This window comes from Micromonospora sp. NPDC047548 (assembly GCF_040642975.1).
In the GTDB taxonomy this organism is placed as follows: domain Bacteria; phylum Actinomycetota; class Actinomycetes; order Mycobacteriales; family Micromonosporaceae; genus Micromonospora.
In genome coordinates this window covers 234,506-250,672 of record NZ_JBEYTI010000003.1, presented here as the reverse complement: position 1 = coordinate 250,672, position 16,167 = coordinate 234,506, and the positions used below count along the sequence as shown (strand labels likewise).

At 72.9% G+C, this 16,167-nt stretch carries 16 protein-coding genes and 1 tRNA gene; 15 read left to right on the top strand and 2 right to left on the bottom strand.

The annotated features are described in order from the left end of the window. Positions 1–49 precede the first annotated feature (49 nt). The 7 genes from ABZ807_RS04620 (at position 50) to ABZ807_RS04590 (ending at position 6,268) form a co-directional block, all read left to right on the top strand. Positions 50–949, top strand: coding sequence for a TatD family hydrolase (locus ABZ807_RS04620; protein WP_357152810.1), 900 nt, complete (start codon positions 50–52; stop codon positions 947–949). 31 nt (positions 950–980) lie between these two features. Continuing rightward, positions 981–1,850 (top strand): 16S rRNA (adenine(1518)-N(6)/adenine(1519)-N(6))-dimethyltransferase RsmA, encoded by an 870-nt coding sequence (gene rsmA / locus ABZ807_RS04615; protein WP_357152808.1) that lies wholly within the window; start codon positions 981–983, stop codon positions 1,848–1,850. Between the two features lie 9 nt (positions 1,851–1,859). Continuing rightward, positions 1,860–2,000, top strand: coding sequence for a hypothetical protein (locus tag ABZ807_RS04610; protein WP_357152806.1), 141 nt, complete (start codon positions 1,860–1,862; stop codon positions 1,998–2,000). Then, positions 1,997–2,953: a 4-(cytidine 5'-diphospho)-2-C-methyl-D-erythritol kinase gene (locus tag ABZ807_RS04605; RefSeq protein ID WP_357152804.1), complete on the top strand. Its 957-nt coding sequence runs from the start codon at positions 1,997–1,999 to the stop codon at positions 2,951–2,953. The genes ABZ807_RS04610 and ABZ807_RS04605 overlap by 4 nt, the downstream gene beginning before the upstream one ends. A gap of 235 nt (positions 2,954–3,188) precedes the next feature. Next, positions 3,189–4,991, top strand: coding sequence for an ABC-F family ATP-binding cassette domain-containing protein (locus ABZ807_RS04600; protein WP_357152801.1), 1,803 nt, complete (start codon positions 3,189–3,191; stop codon positions 4,989–4,991). 114 nt (positions 4,992–5,105) lie between these two features. Continuing rightward, complete coding sequence (locus tag ABZ807_RS04595) at positions 5,106–5,561, top strand: DUF4383 domain-containing protein (protein ID WP_357152798.1); 456 nt, start codon at positions 5,106–5,108, stop codon at positions 5,559–5,561. A gap of 230 nt (positions 5,562–5,791) precedes the next feature. Then, positions 5,792–6,268: a DUF4383 domain-containing protein gene (locus ABZ807_RS04590; RefSeq protein WP_357152795.1), complete on the top strand. Its 477-nt coding sequence runs from the start codon at positions 5,792–5,794 to the stop codon at positions 6,266–6,268. 19 nt (positions 6,269–6,287) lie between these two features. Here ABZ807_RS04590 and ABZ807_RS04585 read toward each other — a convergent pair whose 3' ends face one another. Further along, positions 6,288–6,962, bottom strand: coding sequence for a TetR/AcrR family transcriptional regulator (locus ABZ807_RS04585; protein ID WP_357153086.1), 675 nt, complete (start codon positions 6,960–6,962; stop codon positions 6,288–6,290). A gap of 230 nt (positions 6,963–7,192) precedes the next feature. On the opposite strand from ABZ807_RS04585, the gene ABZ807_RS04580 reads away from it, so the two are divergent. The 8 genes from ABZ807_RS04580 (at position 7,193) to ABZ807_RS04545 (ending at position 14,892) form a co-directional block, all read left to right on the top strand. Beyond that, positions 7,193–7,264 (top strand) — tRNA-Gln (locus ABZ807_RS04580). 104 nt (positions 7,265–7,368) lie between these two features. Beyond that, the gene (gene glmU / locus ABZ807_RS04575; protein WP_357152792.1) at positions 7,369–8,898 is read left to right on the top strand and encodes a bifunctional UDP-N-acetylglucosamine diphosphorylase/glucosamine-1-phosphate N-acetyltransferase GlmU; all 1,530 of its coding nucleotides are present in this window, start codon (positions 7,369–7,371) and stop codon (positions 8,896–8,898) included. A 55-nt stretch (positions 8,899–8,953) separates the two neighbouring features. Beyond that, positions 8,954–9,934: a ribose-phosphate diphosphokinase gene (locus tag ABZ807_RS04570; protein ID WP_357152789.1), complete on the top strand. Its 981-nt coding sequence runs from the start codon at positions 8,954–8,956 to the stop codon at positions 9,932–9,934. 287 nt (positions 9,935–10,221) lie between these two features. Continuing rightward, positions 10,222–10,929 (top strand): 50S ribosomal protein L25/general stress protein Ctc, encoded by a 708-nt coding sequence (locus tag ABZ807_RS04565; protein WP_357152787.1) that lies wholly within the window; start codon positions 10,222–10,224, stop codon positions 10,927–10,929. Positions 10,930–11,037: 108 nt separating this feature from the next. Further along, positions 11,038–11,628, top strand: a complete 591-nt coding sequence (pth, locus tag ABZ807_RS04560; RefSeq protein ID WP_357152784.1) for an aminoacyl-tRNA hydrolase — start codon at positions 11,038–11,040, stop codon at positions 11,626–11,628. 117 nt (positions 11,629–11,745) lie between these two features. Continuing rightward, entirely contained in the window at positions 11,746–12,564 is an 819-nt protein-coding gene (locus ABZ807_RS04555; protein WP_357153084.1) for an inositol monophosphatase family protein, read from the top strand. A gap of 79 nt (positions 12,565–12,643) precedes the next feature. Beyond that, the gene (gene cysD / locus ABZ807_RS04550; RefSeq protein ID WP_357152781.1) at positions 12,644–13,558 is read left to right on the top strand and encodes a sulfate adenylyltransferase subunit CysD; all 915 of its coding nucleotides are present in this window, start codon (positions 12,644–12,646) and stop codon (positions 13,556–13,558) included. 80 nt (positions 13,559–13,638) lie between these two features. Further along, positions 13,639–14,892 carry a GTP-binding protein gene (locus ABZ807_RS04545; RefSeq protein WP_357153082.1) on the top strand — a complete coding sequence of 418 codons (1,254 nt, stop codon included), beginning with the start codon at positions 13,639–13,641 and terminating at the stop codon, positions 14,890–14,892. 103 nt (positions 14,893–14,995) lie between these two features. Here ABZ807_RS04545 and galK read toward each other — a convergent pair whose 3' ends face one another. After that, entirely contained in the window at positions 14,996–16,156 is a 1,161-nt protein-coding gene (gene galK / locus ABZ807_RS04540) for a galactokinase (protein ID WP_357152779.1), read from the bottom strand. Positions 16,157–16,167 lie beyond the last annotated feature (11 nt).

The window sequence follows — 16,167 nt, the reverse complement described above, 5'->3', positions numbered from 1 at the left end:
GGTGAACAGTCGATGGCGTCCCGGCGACGTGGCGCGTCGGTGGTGTGTGATGCTGGCCGCGATGAGTGAGCCGACCCAAACCCGCAAGCAGCGCGCCGCCCGGCGGGCCGGGGAGTTCCCGCCCGCGCCGGAGGCACTGCCCCGTCCCGTGCTCGACAGCCACACCCACCTGGACATCACGGTCAGCGAGGCCGGGGTGCCCGGCGGCGGCCCCGCCGACGACCCGGTCGCCGCGGCGGTCGAGGTGGCCGCCGCGGTCGGCGTGGACCGGCTGGTCCAGGTCGGCGTCGACGTGGGCTCCTCCCGCTGGGGCGCGGACGTCGCCGAGAAGTACCCGGCGGTGCTGGCCACGGTCGCGCTGCACCCGAACGAGGCGCCCCGGCTGGCCGACCTGGACTCCGCGCTGCGCGAGATCGAGGCGCTCGCCGCCCGCGACCGGGTCCGGGGCATCGGCGAGACCGGGATGGACTTCTTCCGGACCGCGGACGAGGGGCGGGCCGCGCAGGAGGAGAGCTTCCGGGCGCACATCGCCATCGCCAAGCGGTACGGCAAGGCGCTGGTCGTCCACGACCGGGACGCGCACGCCGACGTGCTGCGCATCCTCGACGACGAGGGCGCCCCGGACACGGTCGTGCTGCACTGCTTCTCCGGCGACGCCGACTTCGCCCGCGAGTGCGTCCGCCGGGGCTACCTGCTCAGCTTCGCCGGCACCGTCACCTTCGGCAGCGCCGGGGCGCTGCGCGAGGCCGCCGCGGTGACCCCGGTCGACCAGATCCTGGTGGAGACCGACGCCCCGTACCTGACCCCGATGCCGCACCGGGGACGGCCCAACGCGTCGTACCTGATCCCGCTGACCGTCCGGTCGCTGGCCGCCACCACCGGCGCCGACCTCGACGAGCTCTGCGCGGCCATCTCCGCCACCGGCGACCGGGTCTTCGGCCCGTGGTGAGCGGACCCGGTCCCGCCGCTACGCTACGGGCGTGACCGGTCTCCTCGGCCCGGCGGAGATCCGGGAACTGGCCGCCCGGCTGGGCGTCGCCCCCACCAAGAAGCTCGGCCAGAACTTCGTCCACGACCCGAACACGGTCCGCCGGATCGTCACCGCCGCCGGGCTGGCCCCGGACGACGTGGCGCTGGAGGTCGGGCCCGGGCTCGGCTCGCTCACCCTGGCCCTGCTGCCGGTCGCCGCGCACGTGCACGCCGTGGAGATCGACCGGACGCTGGCCGGCGCGCTGCCGGAGACCGCCGCCCGGTTCGCCGGCCCGGCCGCCGACCGGCTCACCGTGCACCCGGCCGACGCGCTGCGGGTCACCGCCGCCGAACTGGCCGATCCGGCCCCCACCGCGCTGGTGGCGAACCTGCCGTACAACGTGGCCGTGCCGGTGGTGCTGCACCTGCTGGCCGAGCTGCCCACCCTGCGGCACGGCCTGGTGATGGTGCAGAAGGAGGTCGCCGACCGGCTCGTCGCCGGTCCCGGCTCCAAGGTGTACGGCGTCCCGTCGGTGAAGCTGGCCTGGTACTCCCGCGCCCGCGCCGCCGGCCGGGTGCCGCCGAACGTGTTCTGGCCGGTGCCGAACGTCGACTCCGGCCTGGTCGCCTTCACCCGCCGCGAACCGCCCCGCGACGATGTCACCCGCAAGCGGGTCTTCGCCGTGGTGGACGCCGCGTTCGCGCAGCGCCGCAAGACCCTGCGGGCCGCGCTGGCCGGCTGGGCCGGCGGCGCCGACCGGGCCGCCGCCGCGCTCACCGCCGCCGGCGTCGATCCCGGCGCACGGGGGGAGTCACTCACCGTCGAGCAGTTCGCCGCCATCGCCGCGTCGGCTCCGGCCGCCGCGCCCGCCGCGCAGTAGGCTGGCGCCGTGCCCGCCGAGGGCACGCCGCACATGTACGCGTACGACCTGGTCGACGGCCGGTACGAGCTGGCCGCCGACTCCGCCGAGGAGCTGATCGTGGAGAAGCCGTTCGACATCCGCCTGCGCCTGCGGGACCTCGCCCCATGACCGAGGCCTGGCGACCGGACGAAGACGACGAGCGGCAGCGGCGCGGCGCCACCGGACCGGTCCGGGTCCGGGTGCCGGCCAAGGTCAACCTGCACCTCGGGGTGGGGCCGTTGCGCCGCGACGGCTACCACGAGCTGAACACCGTCTACCACGCCATCTCCATCCACGACGAGCTCACCGCCCGCCGCGGCGACACGCTCACCCTGACCATGGAGGGCGAGGGCACCGGGGAGCTGGCCCTGGACGACACCAACCTGGTGATCCGGGCCGCCCACGCCCTGGCCGGGTACGCCGGGGTGATGCCGCACGCCCGGCTGCACCTGCGCAAGCAGATCCCGCTCGCCGGTGGGCTGGCCGGCGGCAGCGCCGACGCCGCCGCCGCGCTGGTCGCCTGCGACGCGCTCTGGGGCACCGGGCTGTCCCGCGACGAGCTGGCCGGCATCGCCGCCGACCTCGGCTCGGACGTGCCCTTCCTGATCCACGGCGGCACCGCCCTCGGCACCGGCCGGGGCGAGGCGGTCAGCCCGGTGCTGGCCCGTCCCACCTCCTGGCACTGGGTGGTCGCCGTCGCCGACGGCGGCCTCTCCACCCCGGCGGCCTATCGGGAGCTGGACCGGCTCCGCGACGCCGGCACCGCCGGTGAGCCGTTGGGCAGCACCGACGCGCTGCTCGCCGCGCTGCGCCAGCGCGACCCCCGGGTGCTCGCCGCCACCCTCGGCAACGACCTCCAGGACGCCGCCCTGGCGATGCGCCCGTCCCTGGCCGACACCCTCAAGGCCGGCGAGGCGGCCGGCGCGCTCGCCGGCATCGTCTCCGGCTCCGGGCCCACCTGTGTCTTCCTCGCCGCCGACGCCGCCGACGCCGAGCGGATCGCCGGCGAGCTGGAGGCGGCCGACGTGTGCCGGGAGGCTCGGGTCGCCCACGGCCCGGTCGCCGGCGCCCGCATCACCTGAGCAGGCTCGGCCACCCCGGCCCGCGTCACCGGGCCGGCCCGGGACGGCCCCAGCCCACCGGCGGGTACGCCGCGCCGCGGCCGGGACGGAACAAGCGGGTGCCGCGGCCGGTTGACCCCCAGGGGCCCGGCGCCCGGCCGGACGGCCACGGCGCCCGCGTACCCTGAACCGTCGCAGGCGTCCCACGTGCCCCGCTGGCACCGGGACGCCTTGATCATGGGAGGTAGGTGAGGTCGTGGCCAACATCGTCAACCTGGACCGGGTGTCCAAGGGGTACGGCGCCGCCGGGCCGCTGCTCACCGACGTCTCGCTCGGCCTCGACGACGCCGACCGGATCGGCGTGGTCGGCCTCAACGGCGCCGGCAAGTCCACCCTGCTGCGGCTGCTCACCAAACAGGAGGAGCCGGACGGCGGCCGGGTCACCCACCGCCGGGACCTGCGGGTCCTCTGGCTGCCGCAGAGCCTCACCCTCGCCCCCGACGCCACCGTGCGGGACGTGGTGCTCGGCACCGCCTGGCTCGGCCAGAGCATGGGCGCCGAGCACGAGTGGGCCGGCGACGCCGGGGTCCGGGCCATCCTCGACGGCCTCGGCATGCCGCACCTCGGCCTCGACCAGCCCGTCGGCCCGATGTCCGGTGGCGAGCGGCGCCGGGTGGCCCTCGCCGCGTTGCTGGTCCGCGACGCCGACCTGCTCATCCTCGACGAGCCCACCAACCACCTCGACGTCGGCGGCGTCGACTGGCTGGCCCGGCACCTGGTCGGTCGCAAGGGCGCGCTGGTCGTGGTCACCCACGACCGGTGGTTCCTGGACGCGGTCTGCACCACCACCTGGGAGGTCGCCGACCAGGCCGTCCGCGCGTACGAGGGCGGCTTCGCCGCCTGGACCCTGGCCCGCGCCGAGCGCGAGCGGGTCGCCGCGGCCACCGAGGCCCGCCGGCAGAACCTGCTCCGCAAGGAGATCGCCTGGCTGCGCCGCGGCCCGCCCGCCCGCACCTCCAAGCCGCGCTTCCGCATCGACGCGGCCAACGCGCTCATCGCCGACGTCCCGCCGCCGCGCGACACCATGTCGCTGCAACGGCTCGCCACCGCCCGACTCGGCAAGCAGGTGTACGACCTGGAGCACGTCCGGCTGCACGCCGGCCCGAAGGAGATCCTGCACGACGCCACCTGGCAGGTCGGCCCCGGCGAGCGGATCGCCGTCCTCGGCCGCAACGGCGCAGGCAAGACCACCCTGCTGCGGATGCTCGCCGGCGTCACCCGCCCCGACGGCGGTCACTTCCACACCGGCTCGACCGTCCGGCCCGCGTTCCTGTCGCAGGAGCTGGCCGAACTCCCCGGCCACCTGCGCGTCCTGGAAGCCGTCGAGGAGGTCGCCCGCCGGGTCCAGCTCGGCGACCGGGAGGTCTCGGCCGCCCAGCTCGCCGAGATCTTCGGCTTCGACGACCGGCGGCTCTGGACACCGGTCAGCGACCTCTCGGGCGGGGAGCGCCGCCGGTTGCAGATGCTCCGGCTGCTCGCCGGCGAGCCCAACGTGCTCCTCTTCGACGAGCCCACCAACGATCTGGACACCGACACCCTCGCCGCGCTGGAGGACCTGCTCGACTCCTGGCCCGGAACGATCATCGTGGCCAGCCACGACCGCTACCTGATCGAACGGGTCACCGACGTCGCGTACGGGATGTTCGGCGACGGCCGGCTGGTGCACCTGCCCGGCGGGGTCGACGAGTACCTCGCCCGCGCCGCCGGCGCCCCCGCCCCAGCGCGGACCGAGGCCGGCCCCGCCCCGGCGGACGCCCCCGCCACCACCGGCATGTCCGCCGCCGAGGCCCGGCAGGCCCGCAAGGAACTGGGCCGGCTGGAACGGCAGATCGCCAAGCTCGAACAGAAGGAGACGGGGCTGCTCGACCAGCTCGCCGCGCACGCCACCGACTACGCCAAGGTCGCCGAACTCGACGCGCAGCTCAAGGAGGTACGCGCCGAGCGCGAGCGGACCGAGGAGACCTGGCTCACCCTGGCCGAAGAGATCCCGCCGGTCTGACCGCCGCCGCGCGCCCGTCCCACCGGAAGACGGGGCCGTGTGCGGCGTCACATCCCGGCGTGCGGGACAATCGTCGTCGACCTCTCTCATCCCCACGGCGTTGGAGACTCAGACATGGCCCATACCCCCGTCAACCACCCCGCGCGGCCGATCTACCGGGCGATCGGCGGGCTCGTTGGTCTGTACCTGGTGGTCTTCGGTGTGCTCGGCGTCATCACGAGCGCCGGCAACGACATCCTCGCCCAGGATGACACCAAGGTCCTGGGTCAGGGGACGAACCTCGGATTCGCGCTGCTCAGCATCCTGCTCGGCATCCTCGTGCTGGCCGGCACCGCGATCGGCCGCAACCTCGACGTGGCGATCAGCCAGTTCCTGGCGTACGGCCTGATGGTGCTCGGCCTGGCCGAGCTGGCGTTCCTGCAGACCGACGCCAACATCTTCAACTTCACCATCCTCACTGTCATCGTGGTGCTGACGCTCAGCCTCGTCCTGCTGATGGTCGGCATGTACGGCAAGGTCGGCACCGACGAGGAGCAGGAAGCCTTCGAGAAGGCTCGGCTCGTGCTCTGATCTGTTGTGGGTTTCGCCGGAGCCCGACCCGCTCCGGGTGGGCAGGCTTGATCCGTGCGCGGGTCGGGCTCCGGCGAAAACCGTTCGTGGTCCCGCTCCGCCCGTGAGCTCTGCTCCCCGGCGGGGCGGGATCTTTCGTTGGTGGGCCGACTCCTACGGCTGTTCGGCGGACGCGGGCTCCGATCTGGGCGACAATTCTCCGGAAGTGGTCGTACTCGGACGGAGGGGTCATGCCGCACTTTCCGGTGAACCACCCGGCCCGCCCGCTGTACCGGGTCTTCTCCGGGCTCGTCGGGCTCTACATCCTGATCTTCGGCGTCTGGGGCGTCGTGCAGACCTGGGGCCAGCCGCTGTTCCACCGCGGTGGCGACTGGGTCCTCGGGCTCCGCACCAACCTGGCGTTCGCGCTGGTCTCGGTGCTCTTCGGGGCCTTCCTGATCATCGGGGCGTCCCGGCGCAGCAACCTCGGCCACTACATGAACCTGACCGCCGGGGTGGTCTTCATGGTCACCGGCGTCGCCATGATGTCCGTCCTGCAGACCAGCGCGAACTTCCTCAACTTTTCCATGTCCACGGTGATCGTGTCGCTGCTCTTCGGGCTGCTGCTGCTCGCCACCGGCCTCTACGACAAGGTCGGCACGGACGAGCACGCCGAGGCGACCCGGCGCCACCGAGAACACTCGATCTCCGAGGCCGGCACCCGCTGAGCCGGCCGGCCCGGGCGGGTCAGGCCCGCTTACGGGTGATCAGCCCCGGCTCCGCCTCCAGGTGCGACAGCCCGTTCCACGCCAGGTTCACCAGGTGCGCCGCCACCGTCTCCTTGCGCGGCTTGCGCACCTCCAGCCACCAGCGGCCGGTCAACGCCACCATCCCGACCAGGGCCTGCGAGTAGAGCTCGGCCAGCTTCGGGTCGTACCCCCGGCTGGAGAACTCGGCCGCCAGGATGTGCTCCACCTGGTGCCCGACGTCGTTCATCACACTGCTGAAGTTGCCCGTCGCCGACATCAGCGGCGACTCCCGGACCAGCACCCGGAACCCGCTGGTCTCCTCCTCGATGTAGGTGAGCAGGGTCAGCGCCGCCTGCTCCAGCAGCTCCCGTGGGTGCCCGGCGGTCAACGCGGTGGTGATCCGGTCCAGCAGGGCCCGCACCTCGCGATCGACCACCACCGCGTAGAGGCCCTCCTTGCCGCCGAAGTGCTCGTAGACCACCGGCTTGGAGACCTTGGCGCGGGACGCCACCTCCTCGATCGAGGTGGCGTCGAAACCGCGCTCGGCGAAGACCTGCCGGCCGATCGCTATCAACTGCTCCCGCCGCTGGGCGGCGGACATGCGTACCCGGGAGGTGGGCTTCGCGGCCGCCGCCGTCGCCCGTCGTCGCCCGTCGGTGGCCTCGTCCGCCATCTCGTCACCTCGCCGGCGCTCGGTGACGCCCTGTCGTGGGATGTTCCTGCCGCCGTGCCCGTCTGCCTCGGTCACCCGGCCATCCTGCCAGGTGATCTCCGCAGGCACCGCCCGGTTTCAGCGCCGTACGTGTACTGGCGGATCGAGGGACTCGTTGCCGGGTTTGACGAGGCGATCACATAGGGGTGGGGGTGCCTCCGGCGGAGGCGTTAAGCTGTCTTGCGTCACAATCGGCCGTGGTGTAATTGGCAACACCCGGGTCTTTGGTACCCGTGTTTCAGGTTCGAACCCTGGCGGCCGAGCCCTGCCCGCGTACACACCTCTCAGTCGGGGTATGGGACGAACTGCCCGCGCAGCCTGGTTAGCATGGCCGCGAGACAGTCGCCTTCCCGACGGGAGCCACGTCGTGCCCCAGCCCCACCTCCGTACCGTTCTCGTGCTCGCCGCCGGTGAGGGCAAGCGGATGAAGTCGGCGCTGCCCAAGGTGCTGCACCCGCTGCTCGGTCGTACGCTGCTCGGCCACGTGCTGACCGCGGCCGCGCCCCTGGCCGCCGACCGCACCGTGGTCGTGGTCGGTCACGGCGCCGAGCAGGTCCGGGCGCACCTGACCGAGACCGCCCCGGACGCCACCCCGGTCCTGCAGGCGCAGCAGCTCGGCACCGGGCACGCCGTGCGGATCGCGCTGGAGGCGGTGCCGGAGGCCTCCGGCACGGTGGTCGTGATCAACGGTGACGTCCCGCTGCTGCGCCCGGAGACGGTGGCCGCGCTGGTGGCGGCGCACGAGAGCGAGGGTGCGGCGGCGACGGTGCTCGCCGCCGAGGTGCCCGACCCGACCGGCCTGGGGCGGATCGTGCGCGACGCCGCAGGCCGGCTGGAGCAGATCGTCGAGGAGCGCGACGCCACTGCGCCGCAGCGCGCGCTGCGGGAGATCAACGCCGGCATCTACGCGTTCGACGCGGTGCGGCTGCGGAACGCGCTGGGCAAGCTCTCCACCGACAACGACCAGGGCGAGGAGTACCTGACCGACGTCTTCGGCCTGCTCGTCTCGGCCGGGGAGCCGGTGGGGGTGCACGTCGCGGCGGACCACGTCGAGACGCTGGGCTGCAACGACCGGGTGGAGCTGGCCGGGCTGCGCCGGCTGCTGCGTGACCGGGTCAACGAGGCGTGGATGCGCACCGGGGTGAGCATCCTCGACCCGGAGACCACCTGGATCGACGTCACCGTCACCGTGGAGCGGGACGCGGTGATCGACCAGAACACCCAGCTGCGCGGCACGACCGTGGTCGGCGCGGAGGCGGTCGTCGGGCCGGACGTCACCTTGATCGACACCGTGGTGGGGCCGGCGGCGACCGTGCTGCGCAGCCACGCGGTGAGCGCCGAGGTGGGTCCCGGGGCCAGTGTCGGGCCGTACGCGTACCTGCGCCCGGCCGCCCGGCTGGCCGCGAAGTCGAAGGTCGGCACGTTCGTTGAGGTGAAGAACTCCGAGCTCGGCCCGGGCGCCAAGGTGCCACACCTGTCGTACGTGGGTGACGCGACGATCGGGGCGAAGGCCAACATCGGCGCGGCGACGATCTTCGTGAACTACGACGGGGTGAACAAGCACCGCACCACGGTGGGTGAGGCGGCCTTCATCGGCTGCGACACCAGCCTGATCGCGCCGGTCGAGGTGGGCGCGGGGGCGTACGTGGCGGCGGGCAGCGCGATCACGCAGGACGTGCCCCCGGGTGCGCTCGGGGTGACCCGGGCACCGCAGCGCAGCGTCGACGGCTGGGTGACCCGCAAGCGGGCCGGTACGGCGTCGGCGGCGGCGGCGGAGCGGGCGCTGGCGGAGGGTGCGTCGGCCGGTGGCCCGGCCGCAAGCGAAGGTGAGGCAATCCACGGGGGTGCCGAGACCGTGGGACGACCGTCGGGCGCGGGGGATACTGCAACCGAATAGTCCCCGGCCCCACACCGCCGCCGGGAACCACCGACCAACGGGAGCAGACGGGCCCATGGGCAGCATCGTCGCCGAAAACCGCAAGAGCCTGATGCTCTTCTCCGGACGTGGCTTTCCGGAGCTGGCCAAGGAGATCGGTGAGGTGCTCGGCGTCGCGCCGACGCCTTCCGACGCGTACGAGTTCGCCAACGGCGAGATCTTCGTACGGTTCAAGGACTCGGTGCGTGGTTCGGACGCCTTCGTGGTGCAGTCCGTCACGCACGGGGTGAACACCTGGGTCATGGAGACCCTGATCATGATCGACGCGCTGAAGCGCGGTTCGGCCAAGCGGATCACCGTGGTGCTGCCGTTCTACCCGTATGCCCGGCAGGACAAGAAGCACCGCGGCCGGGAGCCGATCTCCGCCCGGCTGATCGCCGACCTGCTGAAGACCGCCGGGGCGAACCGCATCCTCACGGTCGACCTGCACACCGCCCAGATCCAGGGCTTCTTCGACGGCCCGGTGGATCACCTCTTCGCGATGGACATCCTCGCCGAGTACGTGGAACGCAAGTTCGCCGGCCGGCCGATGACCGTGGTCGCGCCGGACTCCGGCCGGGTACGGGTGGCCGAGCGGTGGACCGACCGGCTGGGTGGGTGCCCGCTGGCGTTCATCCACAAGACGCGGGACCCGATGAAGCCGAACCAGGTGGTGGCGAACCGGGTGGTCGGTGAGGTCGAGGGACGGGTCTGCCTGATCGTCGACGACATGATCGACACGGGTGGCACGATCGCCAAGGCCGCCGAGATCCTGAAGGAGTCCGGCGCGGCCGAGATCGTCGTCGCCGCCACCCACGCCCTGCTGTCGGACCCGGCGACCGAGCGGCTGAAGAACAGCCCGATCAGCGAGGTCGTGGTGATGAACACGCTGCCGATCCCGCCGGAGAAGCAGCTCGACAAGCTCACCGAGCTGTCGATCGCGCCGCTGCTGGCGCGGGCGATCCGCGAGGTCTTCGACGACGGGTCGGTGACCACCCTCTTCGGCGGCCTGAGCTGACCTTCGCGCCGCGGCGGTGACCGCGGTGCGGCACCGTTCCCGCTGGCCGGCGCGCCGGCGGGAACGGTGAGGAGGGGACTGCCGGCGACCGCGGAATCAGTTCGGGTAGACTGGTGCGGTTGCCACGGCGAGGGTGCCCGGCGGGCCGCTGAAGAGCGCCGCACGGAGGCACCGTCATCGACGCGGTGCTCCGGGCAGTCGTTCATGACGCATGAGCCCCAGCGAGCCCCTCGCCCCGGCACCGCAAGACGACAAGCCGCCGCCGCGAAAGCATCAGGAGTTTCCCCGTGTCCGAGGTAAAGATCAGCGCCGAGCCCCGTACCGAGTTCGGCAAGGGTGGTGCCCGTCGTACCCGCCGGGCCGGCAAGGTGCCCGCCGTGCTGTACGGCCACGGCGAGAAGCCCAAGCACATCGCGCTTCCGGCCCGCGAGTTCGCCGCCGCGATCCGCAAGGGCGGCGCGAACCAGCTCTTCGCGATCGAGGTCAGCGACGGCACCCAGGTGCTGGCGCTGCCGAAGGCGATCCAGCGTGACCCGATCAAGGACAGCTTCGAGCACGTCGACCTGCTGCTGGTGCGCCGGGGCGAGAAGGTCACCGTCGAGGTTCCGGTCCAGCTGGTCGGTGAGGCCGCCAAGGACACCCTGATCGTGCACGACCACGACACCCTGTCGGTGACCGCCGACGCGACCAAGGTGCCGGACCACCTGGAGGCCTCGATCGAGGGCCTGGAGGCCGGCACCCAGGTGACCGCCGCCGACGTCGAGCTGCCGGCCGGCGTCGAGCTGGCCGCCGACTCGGAGCTGGCCGTCGCCTCGGTGACCGCCGCCCCGACCGCCGAGCAGCTCGAGGCGACCCTGCCCGAGATCGAGGTGGCCGACGAGGAGGTCGAGGCCGGGGTCGGCGAGGAGACCGCCGAGTCCTCCGAGGGCGCCGAGGTCGGCGCTCCGGCCGTCGCCGGGGGCGAGGAGAGCGCCGAGGCGCGGACCGAGGCCTGATCGGTTCGCATCATCGTTTGTGGCAGGCGCTCCCGGCGGACACCGGGGGCGCCTGCCGGCGTATCGGGACACGTGCGGCGCTGATGCGGCGGGCGGGAGGGACGGGACGTGACGGACGAGGCGGGGCCGTGGCTGGTGGTCGGCCTGGGCAACCCCGGTCGGGAGTACGCCGGTAATCGGCACAACGTCGGCTTCATGGTCGCCGACCTGCTGGCGGGCCGGGTGGGCGCGCGGTTCGGCCGGCCCAAGCGGGCGGTGGCGGAGGTCGCCGAGGGACGGCTGGGGTTCGGCGGGCCGAAGCTGGTGCTGGTCAAGCCGCTGACGTACATGAACCTCTCGGGCGGTCCGGTGGCCGGGCTGGCCCAGTTCCACAAGATTCCCGCCGAGCGGGTGGTCGCGGTGCACGACGAGCTGGACATCCCGTACGGCCAGCTGCGCATCAAGATCGGCGGCGGGGAGGGTGGGCACAACGGCCTGCGCTCGATGTCGAAGTCGCTGGGGACGAAGGACTACGTCCGGGTGCGGTTCGGCATCGGCCGGCCGCCGGGGCGGCAGGACCCGGCGGACTACGTCCTGTCGGATTTCGGCGCCGCGGAGCGCAAGGAGTTGGAGTTCCTCGTGGACCGGGCGGCGGACGTGGTGGAGTCGGTGGTCACCAAGGGCGTGGAGCCGACGCAGAACGCCTACCACGGGGCCTGAGGGCGGGGCGTACCGGGAAGGGGCTGCTCCGGCCGGTAGTCTGCGCCTTCTGGCGTGGCGTGACCGGCGCCGCCGATCGTGCTGGGCGACGGGAGCGCGCACGTGGGCAGTCCTCCGATGATCGACGGCGCGTTCGCCCGGTGGCTGGCGGCGCGGGCCGGGCAGGCGTTGCTGGGGTTGCGGGCCGAGATGGGCTTCGCCGACGCCGGCGCGTTGAAGTCGGCGGGAGACAAGGTCTCGCACGACCTGATCCGCACCGAGTTGGCGAAGTGGCGGCCCGGTGACGCGGTGCTCTCCGAGGAGGACGAGGGCTCGCGGCTGGCCTGGGCGGCGGAGGTGAACCCCGGGGCGGTGTCCCGGTTGACCGCCGACCGGGTGTGGATCGTCGATCCGCTGGACGGCACCCGGGAGTTCTCCGAGGATGGGCGCTCGGACTGGGCGGTGCACGTGGCGCTCTGGGCGCGCAACGCGCCGACGCCGCACGGGCTGGTGGCGGGTGCGGTGGGGCTGCCGGCGCAGCACCGGGTGCTCGGCACGGACCATCCGCCGGCGTACCCGCCGATGACGTTGGAGGCGGCGACCTCGGGTGGCGGGCGGACGCTGCGCCTGGCGGCGAGCCGGAGCCGGCCGCCGGTGTTCCTGACCGACCTGGCGGAGGACGTGGGCGCGCACCTGGTGCCGATGGGTTCGGCGGGCGCGAAGATCGCGGCGGTGGTGACCGGTGAGGTGGACGGCTACATCCATGCCGGCGGCCAGTACGAGTGGGACTCGGCAGCCCCGGTCGCTGTGGCGACGGCCACCGGCCTGCACGCTTCCCGGATCGACGGTTCTGCGCTGAAATACAACGAGGCGGATCCGCGCCTGCCGGACCTGCTGGTCTGCCGCAAGGATCTCGCCACCCGGTTGCTTGCAGCGCTGCAGAGACATTCCGGGTAACCTGAGCGCTTGTTCTTGATGTATCCGACCGGAAAGGTCTGGAATCCATGAGCGGATCCGCGCCGATCAAGACCGTGTCATGACCGCCCCCGCCCGCTTCTACCAGGTGTCCCACCTCGACGCGCTGGAGGCGGAGAGCATCTTCGTGATGCGCGAGGTGGTCGCGGAGATGGAGCGCCCGGTGCTGCTCTTCTCCGGCGGCAAGGACTCGATCGTCATGCTCCGGTTGGCCCAGAAGGCGTTCGCCCCGGCCAACATCCCCTTCCCGGTCATGCACGTGGACACCGGGCACAACTTCCCCGAGGTCCTGGAATACCGCGACCAGCGGGTCGCCGCGCTGGGCCTGCACCTGGTCGTGGCCAGCGTGCCGGAGGCCCTGGCCAGCGGCATGGTCCGCGAGTCCGGCGACGGGATGCGCAACCGGATCCAGACCCCGGTGCTCCTGGACGCGGTGGAGAAGCACCGCTTCGACGCGCTCTTCGGCGGCGCGCGGCGCGACGAGGAGAAGGCCCGCGCCAAGGAGCGTGTGTTCAGCTTCCGCGACGAGTTCGGCCAGTGGGACCCGAAGAACCAGCGTCCGGAGCTGTGGTCGCTCTACAACGGCCGGCACCACCCGGGCGAGTCGATCCGGGTCTTCCCGCTGTCCAACTGGACCGAGCTGGACGTCTGGCACTACATCGCCCGCGAGCGCATCCCGCTGCCCTCGATCTACTACGCGCACGAGCGCGAGGTGGTCGAGCGCGACGACATGCTCTACGCGGTGAACGAGTTCTTCCGCCCCCGCGCGGGGGAGGAGCGGTTCAAGGCCCGGGTGCGCTACCGCACCGTGGGCGACGCCTCCTGCACCGCGGCCGTCCGCTCGGACGCCGACACGGTGGAGAAGGTGATCGAAGAGGTGGCCGCCACGCGGATCACCGAGCGCGGCGCGACCCGCGGTGACGACCGGGTCAGCGAGGCCGCCATGGAGGACCGCAAGCGGGAGGGCTACTTCTGATGACCACCGAGACCGTGGCCCCGGCCGACGGCGCGACGGACGCCCGGGCTGCCACCGGGGCCGGGCCGGAGGCCCGGCCGATGGACCTGCTCCGCTTCGCCACCGCCGGCAGTGTGGACGACGGCAAGTCGACCCTGATCGGCCGGCTGCTGTACGACACCAAGTCGCTCTTCACCGACCAGCTCGCCGCGGTGGAGGCGGTCAGCGCGGCCCGGGGCGACGAGTACACCAACCTGGCGCTGCTCACCGACGGCCTGCGCGCCGAGCGGGAGCAGGGCATTACCATCGACGTGGCGTACCGCTACTTCGCCACCCCGCGGCGGAAGTTCATCATCGCCGACACCCCGGGGCACATCCAGTACACCCGGAACATGGTCACCGGCGCCTCCACCGCCGACCTGGCGCTGATTCTGGTGGACGCCCGCAGGGGCCTGGTGGAGCAGTCCCGCCGGCACGCCTTCCTCTGCTCGCTGCTGCGGGTGCCGCATCTGGTGCTCTGCGTCAACAAGATGGACCTGGTCGACTTCTCGCAGGAGGTCTTCGAGCGGATCGCCGACGAGTTCACCGCGTTCGCCGCGAAGCTCGACGTGCCGGACCTGACCGTGGTGCCGATCTCCGCGCTGAAGGGCGACAACATCGTCACCCGCTCGGAGAACATGCCCTGGTACGAGGGGCCGTCGCTGCTGCACCACCTGGAGCGGGTGCACATCGCCTCCGACCGCAACCTGGTCGACGTGCGGTTCCCGGTGCAGTACGTGATCCGCCCGCAGTCCACCACCGTCACCGACTACCGCGGCTACGCCGGCCAGGTGGCCTCGGGCGTGCTCAAGCCGGGGGACGAGGTGATGGTGCTGCCGTCCGGCTTCACCAGCCGGATCGCCTCGGTGGAGACGGCGGACGGCCCGGTGGGCGAGGCGTTCCCGCCGATGTCGGTGACCGTCCGCCTGGCGGACGAGATCGACATCTCGCGGGGCGACATGATCTGCCGGCCGAACAACTCCCCGGCGGTCTCGCAGGACATCGAGGCGATGGTCTGCTGGATGGACGAGACCCGCCCGCTCCAGGTCGGCGGCAAGTACGCGATCAAGCACACCACCCGGTCCGCCCGGGCGATCGTACGCGGCCTGCACTACCGGCTGGACATCAACACCCTGCACCGGGACGAGGCGGCCGGCGAGCTGAAGCTGAACGAGATCGGCCGGGTCCGGCTGCGCACCACCGTGCCGCTGCTGGCCGACGAGTACCGCCGCAACCGCACCACCGGCGGCTTCGTGATCATCGACGAAGCCACCAACCGCACGGTCGCCGCCGCCATGATCGTCGACACCGCCTGACCGGCCTCCGACACCGCACTTTCCCGGAAAGAGTGGCTGTTCCAGCGCGAATAGCCACTCTTTCCGGGTAAGAAGGCGCCGCGACGCGGGAGTAGGGAGGGGATTAGGGGGCGGGGAGGACGGTGCGGGGGGCGGGGAAGCCGCGGTCGGCGTACGCCTGCGCCACAGCGCGGGCCACGGGGTCGGCCTGGTCGGCCTCGACCAGGGCGAGGACGCAGCCGCCGAAGCCGCCGCCGGTCATCCGGGCGCCGAGCGCGCCGGCCGCGAGGGCCGCCTCGACCGCGGTGTCGATCTCCGGGACGGTGATCTCGAAGTCGTCCCGCATCGAGACGTGCGAGGCGGTGAGCAGCGGTCCGATCTCGCGTATCCGGCCGGCGCGGAGCAGGCCGACGGTGTCCAGGACCCGCTGGTCCTCGGTGACCACGTGCCGGACCCGGCGGCGGATCTCCTCGTCGTCGAGCCGGGCCAGCGCGCCGTCGAGGTCGGCCACCGCGACGTCGCGCAGCGCCGGCACCCCGAGCAGCGAGGCGGCCCGCTCGCAGGCCGCGCGGCGGGCGGCGTACTCGCCGTCGACGTGCCGGTGCGGGGCGCGGCTGTCGACGACGAGCACGGCCAGCCCGGCGGCGTCGAGGTCGAACGGGATGTGTTCGACGGCCTCGGTGCGGCAGTCCAGGAAGAGGACATGCCCCGGACGGCAGCGGATCACCGCGGACTGGTCCATGATCCCGGTCGGCGCGCCGACGTAGGCGTTCTCGGCCCGCTGGGCCAGTCGAGGCCGCTTCTCGGCGGGCAGGTCCAGCCCGCCGAGGTCGACCAGGGCGGCGAGCACGGCCGCCTCCAGGGCCGCCGAGGAGGAGAGCCCGGAGCCGAGCGGCACGTCGGAGGCGATCGCGATGCGGGCCCCGGGAACCCGGTGCCCGGCTTCGCGCAGCGCCCAGACCACCCCGGCGACGTATGCGCCCCAACCGGTGACCCGGCCCGGCTCGCCGACCTCGGCGGCGCCGAACTCCACGGGCGTGTCGGAGAGCTCCGACCGGACCGTCCACCGCTCACCGGGCTGCGGGGCGGCGGCGACCACGGTCCGCAGGGTCAGCGCGAAGGGGAGCACGAAGCCGTCGTTGTAGTCGGTGTGCTCGCCGATCAGGTTGGCCCGGCCGGGAGCCGCCCAGCGGCCGGCGGGCGCCTCGCCGTACCCGGCGCGGAAGCCGGCGGCGGCGCGGTCCGCGACGTCGCCCGACGCGGCCGCCGGTGGTGCGGTGCTCACGGCCGGCCCGT

What these genes read in the sequence shown, in the direction of transcription:
- ABZ807_RS04595 (WP_357152798.1), top strand. Translation starts at nt 5,106, where the DNA reads ATGGCCCATACCCCCGTCAACCACCCCGCGCGGCCGATCTACCGGGCG.
- ABZ807_RS04590 (WP_357152795.1), top strand. Translation starts at nt 5,792, where the DNA reads ATGCCGCACTTTCCGGTGAACCACCCGGCCCGCCCGCTGTACCGGGTC.
- ABZ807_RS04620 (WP_357152810.1), top strand. Translation starts at nt 50, where the DNA reads ATGCTGGCCGCGATGAGTGAGCCGACCCAAACCCGCAAGCAGCGCGCC.
- ABZ807_RS04585 (WP_357153086.1), bottom strand. Translation starts at nt 6,962, where the DNA reads ATGGCGGACGAGGCCACCGACGGGCGACGACGGGCGACGGCGGCGGCC.
- ABZ807_RS04545 (WP_357153082.1), top strand. Translation starts at nt 13,639, where the DNA reads ATGGACCTGCTCCGCTTCGCCACCGCCGGCAGTGTGGACGACGGCAAG.
- ABZ807_RS04605 (WP_357152804.1), top strand. Translation starts at nt 1,997, where the DNA reads ATGACCGAGGCCTGGCGACCGGACGAAGACGACGAGCGGCAGCGGCGC.
- ABZ807_RS04555 (WP_357153084.1), top strand. Translation starts at nt 11,746, where the DNA reads ATGATCGACGGCGCGTTCGCCCGGTGGCTGGCGGCGCGGGCCGGGCAG.
- ABZ807_RS04570 (WP_357152789.1), top strand. Translation starts at nt 8,954, where the DNA reads ATGGGCAGCATCGTCGCCGAAAACCGCAAGAGCCTGATGCTCTTCTCC.
- cysD (WP_357152781.1), top strand. Translation starts at nt 12,644, where the DNA reads ATGACCGCCCCCGCCCGCTTCTACCAGGTGTCCCACCTCGACGCGCTG.